The organism is Vibrio sp. Vb1980, from assembly GCF_033338615.1.
Classification (GTDB): domain Bacteria; phylum Pseudomonadota; class Gammaproteobacteria; order Enterobacterales; family Vibrionaceae; genus Vibrio; species Vibrio alginolyticus.
Map to the genome: position 1 here is coordinate 482,797 of NZ_JAWOSZ010000003.1, position 16,674 is coordinate 499,470.

15 protein-coding genes are annotated in these 16,674 nt (G+C 44.7%); 10 read left to right on the plus strand and 5 right to left on the minus strand.

All coding sequences use genetic code 11. The features are described 5' to 3' along the window. The first annotated feature begins 64 nt into the window (after window positions 1-64). Complete coding sequence (gene yaaA / locus R7F64_RS08610; RefSeq protein ID WP_005381798.1) at window positions 65-841, plus strand: peroxide stress protein YaaA; 777 nt, start codon at window positions 65-67, stop codon at window positions 839-841. Between the two features lie 109 nt (window positions 842-950). On the opposite strand, the gene srmB is transcribed toward yaaA, so the two are convergent. Then, window positions 951-2,174, minus strand: a complete 1,224-nt coding sequence (srmB, locus tag R7F64_RS08615) for an ATP-dependent RNA helicase SrmB (protein ID WP_005381797.1) — start codon at window positions 2,172-2,174, stop codon at window positions 951-953. Window positions 2,175-2,281: 107 nt separating this feature from the next. Further along, window positions 2,282-3,001, minus strand: a complete 720-nt coding sequence (locus R7F64_RS08620; RefSeq protein ID WP_318071603.1) for a tRNA1(Val) (adenine(37)-N6)-methyltransferase — start codon at window positions 2,999-3,001, stop codon at window positions 2,282-2,284. A 330-nt stretch (window positions 3,002-3,331) separates the two neighbouring features. Here R7F64_RS08620 and brnQ point away from each other — a divergent pair, with 330 nt between their 5' ends. Beyond that, window positions 3,332-4,642, plus strand: a complete 1,311-nt coding sequence (gene brnQ / locus R7F64_RS08625; RefSeq protein ID WP_005381792.1) for a branched-chain amino acid transport system II carrier protein — start codon at window positions 3,332-3,334, stop codon at window positions 4,640-4,642. Window positions 4,643-4,727: 85 nt separating this feature from the next. Here the strand turns inward: brnQ and fldB are convergent, their stop codons facing one another. After that, entirely contained in the window at window positions 4,728-5,246 is a 519-nt protein-coding gene (fldB, locus tag R7F64_RS08630; protein WP_005381790.1) for a flavodoxin FldB, read from the minus strand. Window positions 5,247-5,403: 157 nt separating this feature from the next. Here fldB and xerD point away from each other — a divergent pair, with 157 nt between their 5' ends. The 7 genes from xerD (at window position 5,404) to R7F64_RS08665 (ending at window position 14,135) form a co-directional block, all read left to right on the plus strand. Beyond that, window positions 5,404-6,321, plus strand: coding sequence for a site-specific tyrosine recombinase XerD (xerD, locus tag R7F64_RS08635; RefSeq protein WP_005381788.1), 918 nt, complete (start codon window positions 5,404-5,406; stop codon window positions 6,319-6,321). A gap of 59 nt (window positions 6,322-6,380) precedes the next feature. Beyond that, window positions 6,381-7,169, plus strand: coding sequence for a bifunctional protein-disulfide isomerase/oxidoreductase DsbC (dsbC, locus tag R7F64_RS08640; RefSeq protein ID WP_005381786.1), 789 nt, complete (start codon window positions 6,381-6,383; stop codon window positions 7,167-7,169). Window positions 7,170-7,212: 43 nt separating this feature from the next. Next, window positions 7,213-8,952, plus strand: coding sequence for a single-stranded-DNA-specific exonuclease RecJ (recJ, locus tag R7F64_RS08645; RefSeq protein WP_017821504.1), 1,740 nt, complete (start codon window positions 7,213-7,215; stop codon window positions 8,950-8,952). Between the two features lie 173 nt (window positions 8,953-9,125). Continuing rightward, window positions 9,126-10,224 (plus strand): peptide chain release factor 2 gene (gene prfB / locus R7F64_RS08650; RefSeq protein WP_100068604.1). Its coding sequence is split into 2 segments (ribosomal slippage): window positions 9,126-9,200 and window positions 9,202-10,224, totalling 1,098 coding nucleotides; the frame shifts between segments, so codons are not numbered across the junction. A 34-nt stretch (window positions 10,225-10,258) separates the two neighbouring features. After that, window positions 10,259-11,776: a lysine--tRNA ligase gene (gene lysS, locus R7F64_RS08655; RefSeq protein ID WP_005382861.1), complete on the plus strand. Its 1,518-nt coding sequence runs from the start codon at window positions 10,259-10,261 to the stop codon at window positions 11,774-11,776. A 243-nt stretch (window positions 11,777-12,019) separates the two neighbouring features. Continuing rightward, window positions 12,020-13,354, plus strand: coding sequence for a cyclic-di-GMP-binding transcriptional regulator VpsR (gene vpsR / locus R7F64_RS08660; protein WP_017635067.1), 1,335 nt, complete (start codon window positions 12,020-12,022; stop codon window positions 13,352-13,354). Window positions 13,355-13,883: 529 nt separating this feature from the next. After that, window positions 13,884-14,135, plus strand: a complete 252-nt coding sequence (locus tag R7F64_RS08665) for a hypothetical protein (RefSeq protein WP_005381776.1) — start codon at window positions 13,884-13,886, stop codon at window positions 14,133-14,135. A 131-nt stretch (window positions 14,136-14,266) separates the two neighbouring features. Here the strand turns inward: R7F64_RS08665 and R7F64_RS08670 are convergent, their stop codons facing one another. Next, window positions 14,267-15,301, minus strand: coding sequence for an NADP(H)-dependent aldo-keto reductase (locus R7F64_RS08670; RefSeq protein WP_005381774.1), 1,035 nt, complete (start codon window positions 15,299-15,301; stop codon window positions 14,267-14,269). A gap of 154 nt (window positions 15,302-15,455) precedes the next feature. Between R7F64_RS08670 and R7F64_RS08675 the strand changes: the two genes are divergently transcribed. Further along, window positions 15,456-15,767 (plus strand): DUF6482 family protein, encoded by a 312-nt coding sequence (locus R7F64_RS08675; RefSeq protein WP_005381772.1) that lies wholly within the window; start codon window positions 15,456-15,458, stop codon window positions 15,765-15,767. Window positions 15,768-15,782: 15 nt separating this feature from the next. On the opposite strand, the gene mutH is transcribed toward R7F64_RS08675, so the two are convergent. Then, window positions 15,783-16,463: a DNA mismatch repair endonuclease MutH gene (mutH, locus tag R7F64_RS08680; RefSeq protein ID WP_017821501.1), complete on the minus strand. Its 681-nt coding sequence runs from the start codon at window positions 16,461-16,463 to the stop codon at window positions 15,783-15,785. Window positions 16,464-16,674 lie beyond the last annotated feature (211 nt).

Here is a 16,674-nt window from a genome sequence, read left to right on the forward strand (position 1 = left end):
CCATGCAGACAATGCATGGCTTTTTTTGTACCCTATTAAAAACAAAATTAGAGAAGGGAAAGTCATGCTTATCGTAGTTTCTCCAGCGAAGACTCTTGATTACGAGTCTCCGTTAGCGACAGAAAAATTTACTCAACCTGAGTTGGTCGAATACTCAAAAGAGCTTATCGATGTATGCCGCAAACTGACTCCTGCTGATGTTGCCTCTTTAATGAAAGTGAGCGACAAGATTGCCGATTTAAATGTGGGCCGATTCCAAGAGTGGAGTGAAACGTTTACCACGGAAAACTCACGACAAGCCATTCTTGCATTTAAAGGTGACGTTTACACAGGGCTAGACGCCGAAAGTTTATCTGAAGCGGACTTCGAATATGCTCAAGATCATCTGCGTATGCTATCGGGTCTCTATGGTTTACTAAAACCACTTGATTTGATGCAGCCATACCGTCTTGAAATGGGTACCAAGCTTGCAAACGACAAGGGTACGAACTTGTACCAGTTTTGGGGCAACGTTATTACGGACAAGCTTAACGAAGCGATTTCTGCTCAAGGTGATAATGTCCTTATCAACCTTGCATCAAATGAATACTTTAAAGCGGTTAAGCCAAAGAATTTAGATGCGCAAGTGATCACGCCAGTATTCAAAGATTGTAAGAATGGTCAATACAAGGTCATCAGTTTTTACGCGAAGAAAGCGCGCGGTATGATGGCGCGTTACATCATTGAAAACCGTGTTGAGAGCGTAGCAGACCTGGCTAAGTTTGATACGGCGGGTTACTACTTTGTGGAAGATGAATCGACGCCAACAGAGTTAGTATTTAAACGCGAAGAGCAAAAATAAAGCTGATTGAGACGTAATCGACGTTAATCTCTATCAGCACAAACGAAAAAGGGTTGGCATTGCCAACCCTTTGTTATTTTCTAGCTTGAGCTACTTGGCCCCAACAAGATTACTTCTTCTTAGCGGTTTTCTTTTTCGCTACTTTTTTCTTGTCGTCTTTTTTCTTTTTCTTCTTAAACACAGGCTTTTTGTGTTTAGGACGCATCTCTTTCACGAAACGCTCTTTGATGTCTTCTTTCACGTAACGTGCAACGCGATCCATCATTGGTTGGTCGTGTGCTTCTACGATTGAGATAGCGTTACCTTTCTTACCTGCGCGAGCCGTACGGCCGATACGGTGAAGGTAAACATCAGCCGTGCGCGGCATGTCGTAGTTGATAACGTGTGATACATCCGGAAGATCGATACCACGCGCAGCAACGTCCGTCGCGAGCAGCACATTCACAGTTCCATCGCGGAAGCGAGAAATCGCATTGTTACGACGATCTTGCGGCATTTCACCTTGAATCCAAGAACATGGAATCTGTGCGCTTTCAAGCTGCGCTCGTAGCTCAGCCAAACGCTCACGAGTCTTTAAAAAGACGATAGTGCGCTCAGCCTGCTGAGTAATAATGTGTTTTAGTAATTCCAGTTTGTGTTCTGCATCATCAGCACGGTGGTACCACTGAGCAATTTTCTTACGCTCACGCAGCGGTGATTTTGCGTCGATCTCTGCAGGGTCATTCAACAGATCAGCGGTAAAGCCTTCTACGCCTTTCCCTTCTAACGTTGCTGAAAACAGAAGGGTTTGCTTACGCCAGCGACATTCGTTAGATAGGCGATCGACAGTAGGAGCAAAACCCATATCTAGCATACGGTCTGCTTCATCAAGGATTAACCATTCGATTGCACGACAATCAAAACGTTCTGCATCAATGTATTCTTTTAAACGGCCAGGTGTCGCAACCACAATGTCTTGCGTTGTTGCAAGGATGTCGGCGTGCTCTTGGTACTGAACACCACCAGTGATGGTGAAAATGTTGAGTTTGGTATTTTTTGCCAAAGCACGTGCTTGATCGGCAATTTGCATCGCCAGTTCGCGAGTAGGCGTTAGGATCAAAATACGCGCAGGTCCAGGCTTACGACGAGGGAAGTCTTGCAAGTATTGCAATGCTGGCAGGACGAAGGCGGCCGTTTTACCAGTTCCTGTTGGCGCTGACGCTAGAATGTCACGACCGTCCAACGCTTGTGGAATCGCTTCTGCCTGAATTTTTGTTGGGCGTTCGTAACCCATCTCTTCAATGGCTTCAAGTAGGTTTTGGTCTAGATCAAGTTCAGCAAAGGTTCTGATCACAATGAGTTCTCCACAAGCAAAGCTTGGTTAATGGTTCGCCACAACAGCATAGAATACAAAAAGGTCGCACATTATAAAGTGATTGGTGATAAGGATCACATGTTATTTCACATCTTAAGATAAAACTCGCGAGTTAACTGGATGAAATCATCACTATAGCCGTCATTTGAACGGATAATTAAATGTGACGTTTGCGAATCGCAAGGTCGTTTTGATAGTTCAAATAACAGTCGGTGTACTGGTTTCTTTTCTGATGGTTGCACACGACAGATCCGCGATAGATACCAACCTTGGTTTAATGCTAGCTCAATGAACTGCTCGCCTTCGATGATTGGCAACACAAAACTAGCCCTCCCTTCGTCATCAAGCAAATGATAGCAACGCTGTAGCAATGTGTTATGGCCTAGCGTATCAGTGTGCCTCGCGGTTGCACGTTGACTGTGTTTCGATTGTTCGCCGCTGTTGAAGTAGGGCGGATTACAAATGATGCGTTGAAATGGATGTGTCGGCGTAAAGTGCAGTATGTCGGTGTGATGCACACTTACACGATCTGACCAAGGAGACTGGGCCATATTTTTTTGCGCGGCAGCAACGGCTGTTAATTCGATATCGACCGCGGTTATTTGAGCTTCTGTAAAGCGTTGAGCACACATCAGGGCAAGCAGGCCAGTGCCAGTGCCAATATCGAGAATTTTAGCGTCGTTAGGGCTTTGAATCCAAGCACCAAGCATTACCCCATCTGTGCTGACTGGCATACCACTCTCGCCGCCCTCAATACAAAATTGCTTAAAATTGAAGCCTTTAGTTTTCAGTTTTTTGTTCTTCATGATTGTTTTATATTTGCTCAATAATTAAGTGGATTGCTCTATTGTTTATTAATTGTATAGATTGTTGTTTTGTTGGTTATTAAATTGTATTGTTAATTGATCGAGATAAAGAACTGGTCTGTTATTTGGATCTGGTTATATCCACTGCTTTTAAGTTTGAAAACTAAATTAATATGGTGTTTTTTTCTTAAAGGTTGCCAAATGATGAGTCTTTCGTCATTATGCGGCGAAAATTTTATAGATTGAACCACGTGTACTTATTGACTTTAGGTATACAAAAAGTGGTCTAAGCATACACAACATTCATTAATTAAAAGACAAGGGTTATCTGTGAAGCAGACGTTAAAACTAACAGATATTATCGCAGTAGGCTTTATGCTATTTGCGTTCTTTTTAGGTGCGGGCAATATTATCTTTCCACCTCTAGCGGGTCAGTTAGCGGGTGAAAACTTAATGCCAGCTATGTTTGGTTTCTTGCTAACAGCGGTAGGTCTACCTCTTATTACTATCGTTGCTATTGCTGTTGCTGGTGGTTCTTGGGATCACTTGACGCAAGATCTTCCGAAAAAAGCGGCAGTTCTTATGGCTGCACTGATTTTCATCATCATTGGTCCTGCGTTTGCAGCGCCTCGTACTGGCCTAGTGGCTTACGAGATGGCGGTGAAACCTTTCTTCCTTGAGGCGTCACAAACGCATCTGACAGCGTTCTCAGTGATCTTCTTTATCGCAGCGATGATGTTCTCATGGTTCCAAGGCCGTTTGATCGATCTTATCGGTAAAGTACTGACACCAGCATTGTTTGTTGGTTTGATCATTCTTGCTGTCGCTGTCTTCCTTGATCCTCAGGGCGATATGATTGGCGCGCACGGTGAATACCTAACGCAGCCTCTGACCAAAGGCTTCTTAGAAGGCTACAACACAATGGATACGTTCGCGTCATTGATGTTTGGTATGCTGATGGTTGATGCACTGCGCGGCAAAGGCATTACTGAGCGCTCTGCAACTACTAAATATCTGATCTATGCAGGTTGTATTGCTGCTGCTGGTCTTGCGTTTGTTTACATCTCACTATTTTACTTAGGTGCGACGAGTGCAACTGTTGCTGCTGGTGCTGATAATGGTGGCCTAGTGCTTAGCCAATACGTTCAAGCGTTGTTTGGTCCATACGGTCAAATCGTTCTGTCTGTCATCGTATTGCTAGCGTGTCTGACAACCGCGATTGGCTTGATTTCTGCGTGTTCAGATTTCTTCAGCTCGAAAACACCACTGTCATACAAGCAATGGGTACTGATTAATGGTTCTGTTTGTGCATTGGTTGCAAACGTTGGTCTTGCGCAGCTGATTTCTCTGTCAGTGCCAGTATTGTTTGCGCTGTACCCTGTGGCGATTGCGTTGGTTGCACTAACATTTGTGCGCAGCAAACTGCCGAATCCACGCTTTGCTTACCGTGCAGTACTGCTTGTATCTCTGCTGTTTGCGTTGGTTGATGCGGCAAAAGTATCGGGTATTGATGTTTCTGCGTTTAACATGTTGCCACTATTCGAAGTCGGCATGGGTTGGGTGCTTCCAACATTTGCGGCTATCGTGTGCATGTTCTTCATCGCGAAACCTCGCCCAGAGCTAGCACAAGAAACCGCGTAATCACTTCGCGTTATCAAGATAATAAAAAGCCCGATGAATTACTTCATCGGGCTTTTTACTTTTTAATGATGACGTGTTTGCGCTATTAAAGCGTGTCGTGGAATTCCACAAGAACTTGTTCACACCATTTTTCGATGCGTTCATCACTCAGTTCGTACTGTGAGTCTTCATCTAACGCAAGTCCAACAAACTTGCTGCCATCTTCGATCAATGCTTTCGATGCTTCAAATTCGTAGCCTTCATTTGGCCAGTAACCGATAAAGGTTGCGCCTGTGGCTTGTAATTCATCGTGAAGTAAGCCCATCGCATCTAAATACCACTCTCCGTAACCTTCTTGGTCACCCAGACCAAACAGCGCTACAACTTTGCCTTTCAGTGGTGTGGTCGCGATGTCTTGCCAAATCGCGTTCCAATCTTCTTGAATTTCACCAAAATCCCAAGTTGAGATGCCAAGGAGTAATAAGTCGTAGTCCGCCATTAGTGATAACGGTGTCTCTTTCACATTGTGAATGTCGACAAGGTCTTCACCAATAAGGGTACGAATTTTCTCTGCTGCCATTTCTGTGTAGCAGGTCGTTGAGCCGTAAAAGAGTCCGATTTTCATTATATTCGTCGTTATTTGTGTTGCTGTTGTGGAAGATTCTAACCATAAATTGAGGAAGATTGCAGCGAATATCCTATGTGGGATGATTTTTTATGGTATTGGATTGGCAGGTGCTTTAATCTAAATACTGTAAATATAAACAGATAAGGAAGCATTCATGACGGCACAACAGCCTGTCAATCAACAAGATTTTTCGCTTGTTGAGCAATTCTTAGATGCGATGTGGATGGAGCGTGGTCTATCAGAGAACACGTTGGCTTCCTACCGAAACGATTTAATGAAGCTGCTCGTGTGGATGGAAAAACATCGATACCGTCTTGATTTTATCAGTTTGTCTGGCTTGCAAGAATATCAAAGCCACCTTGTAGACTTAGATTACAAACAGACGTCCCGTGCGCGTATGTTGTCGGCTATTCGTCGTTTATTTCAATACCTGCATCGTGAGAAGGTGCGTGCTGATGACCCGAGTGCGCTCTTGGTTAGCCCTAAACTGCCACAACGTTTACCCAAAGATATTAGTGAAGAGCAAGTGGACGCGTTGCTCGAAGCGCCAGACCCGAATGACCCTATAGAATTGCGCGATAAAGCGATGCTAGAGCTACTCTACGCGACAGGGTTGCGTGTGACAGAGCTCGTCAGTTTGACCATGGAAAATGTTAGCTTGCGCCAAGGGGTGGTGCGCGTGACTGGTAAAGGTGGTAAAGAACGCCTGGTTCCTATGGGGGAAAACGCGGTCGATTGGATCGAGACGTTCATTCAACAAGGGCGCCCTGCGTTACTTGGTGATACATCATCTGATATTGTTTTTCCTAGTAAACGCGCAAGACAAATGACTCGTCAGACGTTTTGGCACCGTATTAAGTACTATGCTTTGATAGCAGGGATTGACACGGATCAGCTGTCGCCGCACGTACTGCGTCATGCCTTTGCCACGCATTTATTGAACTATGGCGCAGATCTCAGGGTCGTACAGATGCTTTTAGGACATAGTGACTTATCGACCACGCAAATTTATACTCACGTGGCGACTGAACGATTGAAGCAGATCCACAGTCAACACCACCCAAGAGCATAACAATGGTTAGATTCATCCATGTCTTCTTGGAAAAACGATTTTACATTAAGGTGAATTTCATGAGCGTATTACGCCGACTAACTCTGCTGACTTTACCATTTTTTGTTACCGCTTGTGGTGCAGAAGAAAGTCAGGCTCAAACGGAGACTCCTGCGCAACAAGTGGCGCCAGCTGCACAAAGCGGCTTTGATGAAGCAGCATTAAAAACTAAGTTCTCAAAGCTTGGTTTATCTATCGTTGATATTCAACCATCAGACGTCGCTGGCTTATTGGAAATTCAAACCAATGGCGGGATCCTGTTTGCTTCAAATGATGGTAGCCATTTTATCGCCGGTACGCTTTATGCCATTAATGATGATGGCAGTTACAAAGATGTCATAGCAGAGCGTCAAGCGCCGCTTAACGCCGAGAAAATTGCGCAGTTCTCCGATAGCATGATCGAATACAAAGCCGACGATGAAAAGTACGTTGTGACCGTATTCACCGATATCACCTGTGGTTACTGTGTGCGTCTGCATAGCCAAATGCAAGGCTATAATGATCTAGGTATTACAGTGCGTTACATGGCTTACCCTCGCCAAGGTGCAACTGGCCCTGTAGCGGAGCAAATGGCAACGATTTGGTGTGCTGAAGATCCGGCGTCGGCAATGCACAACGCGAAAGTGAATCGTACATTTGATAACCCTGCGAAAGACTTGAAACAGTGTAAAGAAACCATCCAGGCGCATTACAATCTAGGTCGCCAATTGGGTATTTCTGGTACGCCAGCAATCTTCTTACCGAATGGCGAAATGGTTGGTGGCTACCTACCACCTGCAGAGCTATTGAAACGTTTAAAGCAACTATAATCCATTAGGAGCAGAGCCGGCAAAGTTGTCGGCTCTTTTAAGCATGATAGAAATTCAACGACGTCCTGAACCTGATCTTTCCCTTCTTCCTGATTCCATTCCTCCGATTCTTAAACGTATCTACATCAACCGTGGGATAACGGATCTTTCACAATTAGAAACGTCGGCCCGTGGGTTGCATTCATATCAAAAACTCGGGGGGATTGAGCAAGCTGTCGATCTTTTGTTTCAGGCGATAAAAGAACAAAAACGCATCATCGTTGTCGGTGATTTTGACGCTGATGGCGCGACAAGCTCAGCATTATCAGTGCTCGCGCTGCGTATGCTTGGTAGTCACAATGTGGATTACCTAGTGCCAAATCGTTTTGAAGACGGTTATGGGTTAAGCCCAGAAGTCGTTGACCAAGCCTTAGAGCTTGGCGCTGAGATGATCATGACGGTGGATAACGGCGTCTCATCAATCGAAGGCGTGCGTTACGCAAAAGAAAATGGCATTACTGTGCTTGTTACCGATCACCACTTGCCAGGACAAGTGTTGCCTGATGTGGATGCAATGGTGAACCCAAACCTTGAGAGCTGTAGCTTTCCATCTAAAGCGCTTGCGGGTGTAGGGGTCGCGTTTTATCTCATGATGGCACTATGCGTTCATATGCGAAAACACAATTGGTTTGCAGAACAGGGGATGCAAGAGCCCAAATTGATGGAACTGATTGACCTTGTTGCACTGGGTACCGTCGCCGACGTCGTTCCATTGGATGAAAACAACCGCATTCTTGTACACCAAGGCTTGCAACGTATTCGTGCTGGCAAAGCGCGTCCCGGCATCCAAGCATTAATTGAGGTCGCGAAGCGCGATGCGCGTCGTTTAGTTGCGTCTGACTTTGGCTTTGCTTTAGGTCCACGTATTAACGCTGCAGGTCGTCTTGATGACATGTCTTTCGGTGTTGAACTATTGATGTGTAACAACATCCACGCTGCTCGTCGCATGGCAAGTGAATTGGATGGCTTGAACCAAACTCGTAAAGAGATTGAAGAAGGCATGAAGCAAGAAGCGATGGCTTTCTGTGAGCGCCTTCAGTTTGGTGAAGGCAATGAGCTTCCTTATGGCTTAGCCTTATTCCAGCGTGATTGGCACCAAGGTGTGATTGGTATTTTGGCTTCGCGCATTAAAGAGAAGTTTCACCGTCCAGTCATTGCATTTGCTGATGGCGGAGAAGGGACGATTAAAGGCTCGTGTCGTTCTATTCCGGGGCTACACATGCGCGATGCGTTGGATTTCATCGACACACAAAACCCGGGTTTGATCATCAAGTTTGGTGGACACGCCATGGCAGCAGGCTTAACGATTAAAGAGCAGGATTTTGAGCGTTTCAGTCGTTTGTTTGATGAAGTGGTAAAAAAGGAACTCGATGAAGCGGCGCTAAAAGGCGTGATCATGTCAGATGGTGAACTTAAGCCGGAAGAGTTCTCTATGCATGTTGCTGAACAGCTGCGATCGGGTGGCCCTTTTGGACAAGCCTTCCCTGAACCAATCTTTGATGGTGAGTTTAAAGTACTGCATCAAAAGCTGGTGGGTGAGAAGCATCTTAAATTGATGTTAGAGCCGCTTTATAAAGGTCACCCTACCAATGTGATGATCGACGGCATTGCATTCAATGTTGATCTACGCCGATGGCCAGATGCATCGGTTAAAACAGTACGTCTCGCGTATAAGCTGGATGTGAATGAATTTCGTGGTAATCAATCATTGCAATTGATGATCGACCATATCGAAGCTAAGTAATACCTAGATTAACCTTTCTTATAGAGTACGGTTGCCCCTAAGTGGGCGTAAAATTTTATGACCGTGCTCTCTCTCACCGCAATCTGATTTCTCATCCGAAATTTTCCTGTATCTCGGTCACATTTTTCAGTAGAATTTCTCGGTTAAATTCTATTCTAAAATGTTGAGTAAACATGTTTGAAATCAATCCAATTAAAAACCGTCTGCAGGACGTGTCTCAGCGCACAAATGTCCTGAGGGGGTATCTTTGACTATGACGCGAAGAAAGAGCGTCTAGAAGAAGTCAACGCAGAACTTGAACAACCAGATGTATGGAACGAACCTGAGCGTGCGCAAGCACTGGGTAAAGAGCGTGCATCACTAGAAGCGGTTGTTGAAACCATTGATCAACTAGAGCAAGGTGTGGAAGATGTAGAAGGTCTTCTTGAGCTGGCTGTAGAAGAAGAAGATCAAGAAACATTTGACGAAATTGAACCAGAACTTGCTGAGTTGGAAGAGAAGCTAGAAAAGCTTGAATTCCGTCGTATGTTCTCTGGCGACCACGATAGCTCTGATTGTTACATCGATTTGCAAGCAGGTTCTGGTGGTACAGAAGCACAAGACTGGACTAACATGCTGCTGCGTATGTACCTACGTTGGGCAGAAGCGAAGGGCTTCAAAGCTGAAGTGATTGAAGTCTCTGAAGGTGAAGTCGCGGGTCTTAAGTCGGCAACAGTTCGCATCTCTGGTGAGTATGCGTACGGTTGGTTACGCACTGAAACGGGCGTCCATCGTCTTGTTCGTAAATCTCCGTTCGATTCAGGCGGTCGTCGCCATACGTCATTTGCTTCTGCGTTCATCTATCCAGAGATTGATGAAAACATCGACATCGACATTAATCCTTCCGACCTACGTATTGACGTTTACCGTGCGTCAGGCGCAGGTGGTCAGCACGTAAACACCACAGAATCTGCGGTACGTATTACGCACGTACCTACGAACACAGTGGTTCAGTGTCAGAATGACCGTTCTCAACATAAGAACAAAGATCAGGCAATGAAACAGCTTCGAGCGAAGCTATTTGAGCTTGAATTGCAGAAGCAAAATGCGGAAAAACAAGCTAATGAAGACGCTAAGTCTGACATTGGCTGGGGTAGCCAGATCCGTTCTTACGTATTGGATGACTCACGTATTAAGGACCTCCGTACGGGCATTGAAAACCGTAATACTCAAGCGGTTCTTGATGGCGATCTGGACAAATTTATTGAAGCTAGCCTGAAATCAGGTCTATAAAGCTTTTCACCGACAAAAACAGGATACATCGAAAATGACTGATGCTGTTCAAAACGAAACTGTACTAGAAGAAAATAAGCTGATTGCTGAACGCCGCGCTAAACTGGATGCAATCCGAAAGAGCTGCAAAGCGAACGGCCATCCAAACGACTTCCGTCGTGACGCACTAGCGGGCGACCTTCAGAAAGAGTTCGGTGAAAAGACGAAGGAAGAGCTAGAAGAGCTTAACCACGTAGTAGCAATCGCTGGCCGTATCATGGCTAAACGTGGTCCATTCTTGGTAATTCAAGAAACTTCTGGCCGTATCCAAGCTTATGCTGACAAAGCGGTTCAAAAAGTACTTAAAGAAAAATACCAAGGTCTAGATATCGGTGACATCATCGGTGTTAAAGGTGCACTTCATAAGTCTGGTAAGGGTGACCTATACGTGAACATGGAAGAGTACGAGTTGCTAACCAAAGCACTACGTCCACTTCCAGAAAAGTTCCACGGTCTAACTGACCAAGAGATGCGTTACCGCCAACGTTACGTTGACCTGATCGTTAACGAAGACTCTCGTCAAGCGTTCGTAGTACGTTCTAAAGTAATGTCTGCAATCCGCAACTTCATGATCTCTAAGCAGTTCATGGAAGTTGAAACGCCAATGATGCACGTTATCCCTGGCGGTGCGAGTGCGCGTCCATTCATCACGCACCACAACGCACTAGACATGCCAATGTACCTACGTATCGCGCCAGAGCTATACCTGAAGCGTCTAGTTGTTGGTGGTTTTGATCGCGTATTCGAAATCAACCGTAACTTCCGTAACGAAGGCCTTTCTCCACGCCACAACCCAGAATTCACAATGATGGAATTCTACATGGCGTACGCAGACTACAAAGATCTGATGGACCTAACTGAAGAACTACTAAGCTCAGTGGCGCAAGAAGTTCTAGGTTCAACGTCAATGCCTTACGGTGATGAAACGGTTGAGTTTGGTGGTACTTACACTCGTATGAGTATGTTCGAAGCAATCAAGCACTACAACCCAGACCACGCGCAAATCCAAGCGCTAACAGAAGAAGACCTACAAAACCGTGATCTAATGGTTTCTATCGCGAAATCTGTTCACGTTGAAGTAGAACCTTTCTGGACATGCGGTCAGCTTCTTGAAGAGATCTTTGGTGAAACAGCAGAACCTAAGCTAATGCAGCCTACGTTCATCACTGGTTACCCAGCAGATATTTCTCCGTTGGCTCGTCGTAGCGATGATAACCCGTTCTTTACAGACCGCTTTGAGTTCTTTATCGGTGGCCGTGAAGTAGCGAACGGTTTCTCAGAGCTTAACGATGCTGAAGACCAAGATGCACGCTTTAAAGCACAGGTTGAAGCGAAAGAGTCTGGTGACGACGAAGCAATGTTCTACGATGCAGACTACATCACTGCTCTAGAGCACGGCCTACCGCCAACAGCAGGCCAAGGTATCGGTATCGACCGTTTGGTTATGCTACTGACTAACACGCACACTATCCGTGACGTGATCTTATTCCCTGCAATGCGCCCGCAAGCGTAATTCGATAGGATGAGTAAAAAACCACCTTCGGGTGGTTTTTTTTTGCCTTTTAGTTAAGGTAATTCAAGTTGTTGCACTTGCCTTTTAATGGGATATGCAAATAAACATTCGCCAAATCTCAATCTATTGCATAGTCTTAATACTGAGACAGACGTGAGGGGGCGGAGTCTCGATAATGTTACCCGCTCGCAAAGATAAGTTTGTGGCACAAAATTTCTATTAACAATGAAAAAGGGTTAGAGAATGGCTGGGCAGTTTAAGATGGATTCCATCCCGGGATCGCTTGTGGTAGTTGGCGGTACTTATGAGCCTTGGTTATCGGTACTGGAGCAAGTGGGCTGGAAGTGTCATCAAGTAGGTGACTTACGCAAAGCTAATACGCTGTTAGAAGATATTGGTCCATGTATCGGTATTGTTGATCTCAGCCATGACGAGTTCAGCTTGAATGGTTTGGCGAACTTAGTCAGCTCTCACAAACACGTACGTTGGTTAGCGTTTATTCGTGAATCTCAGCTTGGCACTGACACCATATGCCAGTTCATTGTTAACTTTTGTATCGATTTTTTCACAGCGCCGATCCCAGATGCACAGTTATTAAGCACAATAGGTCACCAGCTTGGCATGCTTAAATTGGAGAAAAAAGTTTGGCCTAGTTTTGGTAGCAGTTTAGATATGGGTTTGATCGGTGAATCTATCCCGATGAAACGTTTACGCGATCAAGTGAAGCGCATTGGTCCAACGGACGTCAGCATTCTGATTTCTGGGGAAAGTGGGACTGGTAAAGAGGCGGTTGCTAGGGCCATCCATAAAGTCTCTTCACGCTCTCATAAACCGTTTATGGCAATTAACTGTCGCGCACTCAATGAACAACGTTTCCAAGCTGAAGTATTTGGTATTAACGCCGATGAAGATATGGAAGCATGCCTGCTTGAACAAGCAGATGGCGGCACCGTGTTGTTTAACGACATTCTTACCATTTCAAAAGAGCAGCAAATGAATCTGCTGAGATTCTTGCAAGAAGGCACCATTGATACCAAAGATGGCGTAAAAGCGGTTAACGTGCGTATTCTTGCTGCTAACTCGTCAGATGTTGAAAAAGCTTTGATTGACGGTGACTTCAATGAAGAGCTTTACCATTACATCAACGTTCTGCGCATCAATGTCCCTAGCTTGAAAGAGCGTGCGAGTGACATCGCATTGCTGGCTCGTTTCTACTTACAAGAGTTCTCAAAAGAGTACAACTCGCAAGCAAAAAGCTTTTCTGAGGATGCATTCAAGGCACTGACACGTTATTTCTGGCCTGGAAATGTGCGTGAGCTGATGAACCAAGTGAAGCGAGCGGTATTAATGTCCGACAGCGTAATGATTGAAGAGCATCACTTAGATTTACCTCAACGTAATGACTCAAAGCGCAGCTTGAAATCAATCCGAGAGAAGAGTGAACGTGATGCGTTGCTGGTTGTTTTGGAATCTCATTCTGGTCAAGTTTCAAATGCGGCGAAAGAGCTCGGAGTTTCGCGTGCAACCATGTATCGACTACTTAATAAACATAACTTGATTTCCGAACAAGCCATGTAGTTGGCCTTTCCCTGTGTCAAATAGGCGAATAAATACAATAAAAGAGAGTGGCCACAGAGCCGCTCTTTTTATTTTTTGTTTGGTTTGATTTATAAAATCCGCAAATTTATATATTCCTCAGGTGAATATGTTATACATAAAAGTATATGAAACTAAATTGCGGTGTATTGATTTTTTTTTAATCAAAAAGGCAAAAAATGTTTGATATATATTCATCAAAGCTTACAATTTAACCGTAACTCAATGAGTTATACCTTTCATAAACGGATTAATTTTTAGCTAGGAGGCGCAAGATGAAACATTACGTTGTTAACACCACTGCTTGCGCTGATCGTATGCCTATCGCTCCGATAACCCTTAAATCGGATGATACCAATACCACTGGCTCACAAGATAAAAATTAATCCGTAACCTATCATATTTATTACTAGGCTGCGGGAAAGTAGCGGCTTAGTATCAACAGAATATTTCTGTTCATTTTACGCACTATTTTTCCCAGTCGAATACATCGATAATCGGAGAAAATATTATGCGTCACTCTATTTACTTACAATTGGCCACTTTGCTATTGAAAGCAGACCTTAAACGCGAAGAAAAGCAATGGCAGCGTACCATACGCCGAACTGCTCATGATATTCCATGGACGAATGTTCATCTATTGAGGGATATTGGTTTAGATCGCGATGGTCGTTCTACACGTGCCAATGTTCCGGATGCAGTAAAAGTTGAACGTCGAGTTCGTCACCTTCGTCGAGTTTTAACGTCGCGAATAATGACGTAATCGTTAGCGTGTTGGACTGACTGAGTTGCTAACGAGTCATTCAACACGCTTAACTTTTTATATGAAGTATGACTTCATTGGATAAACAGCTGATCTTGAAGGTCAGCTGTTTTCGTTTGAGGGGGGTACCGTTAAGGGCAAGGATTCGAGTAAGTTGTACCTATTGCTTGAATTTCAGTAAGTAGTTCGTCGCTAAGTTGCAAATCAATACTGTCGATATTGGCTTTTAATTGGTCTAGGTTTGTTGCACCGATAATGTTAGAAGCAACAAATGGACGCTGATTGACAAACGCGAGCGCCATTTGTGCAGGGTTTAGACCATGCTCTTGAGCTAAATTGACGTAAGCTTCGGTCGCTTTAACACCTTGCGGAGTGAAGTAGCGCGCAAAACGCTCCCACTTAGTGCATCGAGCGCCTTCAGGTTTTGCCCCGTTTAGGTATTTACCACTCAGGCAGCCAAATGCCAAAGGAGAGTAGGCAAGTAACTGAACGCCTTCGTAATGGCTGATTTCAGACAAGCCAACTTCGAAGCTGCGGTTCAATAAGTTATATGGGTTTTGAATGGAGACAATTCTTGGCAAATCGTGTTTTTCTGCCAAACGCAATAGCGACATCACACCCCACGGCGTCTCGTTGGATACGCCGATATAGCGCACTTTACCTGCATTCACTAATTCAGTAAGCGCTTCCAACGTTTCAATTAACGTGACTTCTTCTTGTTTGTCAGGGTATGGGTAGTTGAGTTGACCAAAGCAGTTGGTTTGACGCTGCGGCCAATGTAGTTGGTACAAATCGACATAATCGGTTTGTAGACGATTAAGGCTGTCATCAATTGCTGTATGGATGTGGCGACGATTAAGGCTCATGTTGTCTCTAATGTGAGGAACATTGCGAGGGCCTGCCACTTTTGTTGCCAGTACTACTTTCTCTCTTTTGCCGCTTTTTGCTAACCAATTACCGATGTATTGCTCGGTGAGCCCTTGTGTTTCCGAGTTTGGCGGTACAGGGTACATCTCTGCGGTATCGATGAAGTTCACCCCATGATCGAGGGCAAAGTCGAGCTGTTCAAAGGCGTCCTTTTCTGTGTTTTGCTCGCCAAACGTCATAGTGCCGAGGCAGATTTTACTGATCTCAAGTGATGAGTGCGGTAGTTTTGTGTATTGCATATCACGTCCTTGAAGAGTTACCGACTAAATAAGTGACTCCAATATAGGGGATTTGTAGCCGCAATCGCAAATGATTTACGTATAAAGGAAGAGCAAACTCGAAAGCTACAGTTAGCCTAACTACACTTAAATGATCGTGTGAAGGAGGTATGTTATGCAGAAGCATCAATTGGACATGTGGCTACATGGTCCACATAAAGATACTTATAAAACTCCCAAAGTATTTGTGATTGGGTGTTCTGATGTCTCTGACTATCTTTTAGCTGTGGAGTACAAGCATCAACTTGAGCCGATTAAAGACGGTGAAGACCCGATACATTTTGGCTCTCTAGACTTAGTAAAAGAAGAACTATTGAGGCTAGGGGTCGATAAAGCGTATTTAAGGCTGCGCAATGCGTATGACGAATGTGGCACTGAAGAGGCAGCCTCATACTGCGATATTGAGTTATCGCTCGTGACGCACTAAATAGCTGATATAGTTTTATTCTGGTTGAGTGTTAATGTAGTGCTTGAGTAAGATCTGTTCAGTAAACTGTGTTCTAAGGTAAAAGCCTCGGGGCAGAGTTTTCATCGGCTTACCATTTGAGTTATATGCTTCGGTGAGCGCTTTTGCATTTGCGGCTTTAGGGCGAAGATGCAGCGCTTCTCCGTGTCTGGCGGAAATTTGATCAAATCTTCCCAAGACGATCATCTCCATTAACTCTTCCCAGTCATTTCGCAAAATCCGTTCTTCTTCTTCATCTGGTGACCAAATGAGTGGACTGCCCACACGTCTTTCAGCGAGTGGGATTTCTCGTTCTCCTTCTACGGGTACCCAAAGCACACGAGATAGCTTGTTTCGAACATGACTTGTTTCCCATGTAAGACCATGAACACCAGTGAGGGGGGCCACAGAAACAAAGGTTGTTTCTAAAGGTTTGCCAGAGTAACTGATCGGAATACTTTTCAACTCGATCCCTAGTTTTGCGAAATCTTGTTGAGGTTTACTGCCAGCTGGAGCGCCCAAGTGCCATTCGAGTAATTGACCCACCCAACCTTTATCACGTTTTAAGTTTTCAGGAACAATCATATTCGCCTCGGCGGCCAACTCAGCAAAACTGAGTCCTGCCATATCATGCGCTCGTTCCAATAGCTCTGCTTCTGTTTGTGGTTCTGGTTTCATAGTTACAAGGTGGTATTACAAAAAATATAGTTTATCAAACTCCGACCAAATCTACTGTTTAAGATTTCACCGAGGCGGTGTAAGAACGATCAATTCATAACTTATCCACAGGTGGAGGAGATATAGATAAGATCCTGACGGGGTCTGTATGAATGAACAGGGGTTGAAATGCATTTTTGGGGTTGATTTTGTTGTAATCATCTAAACGAAT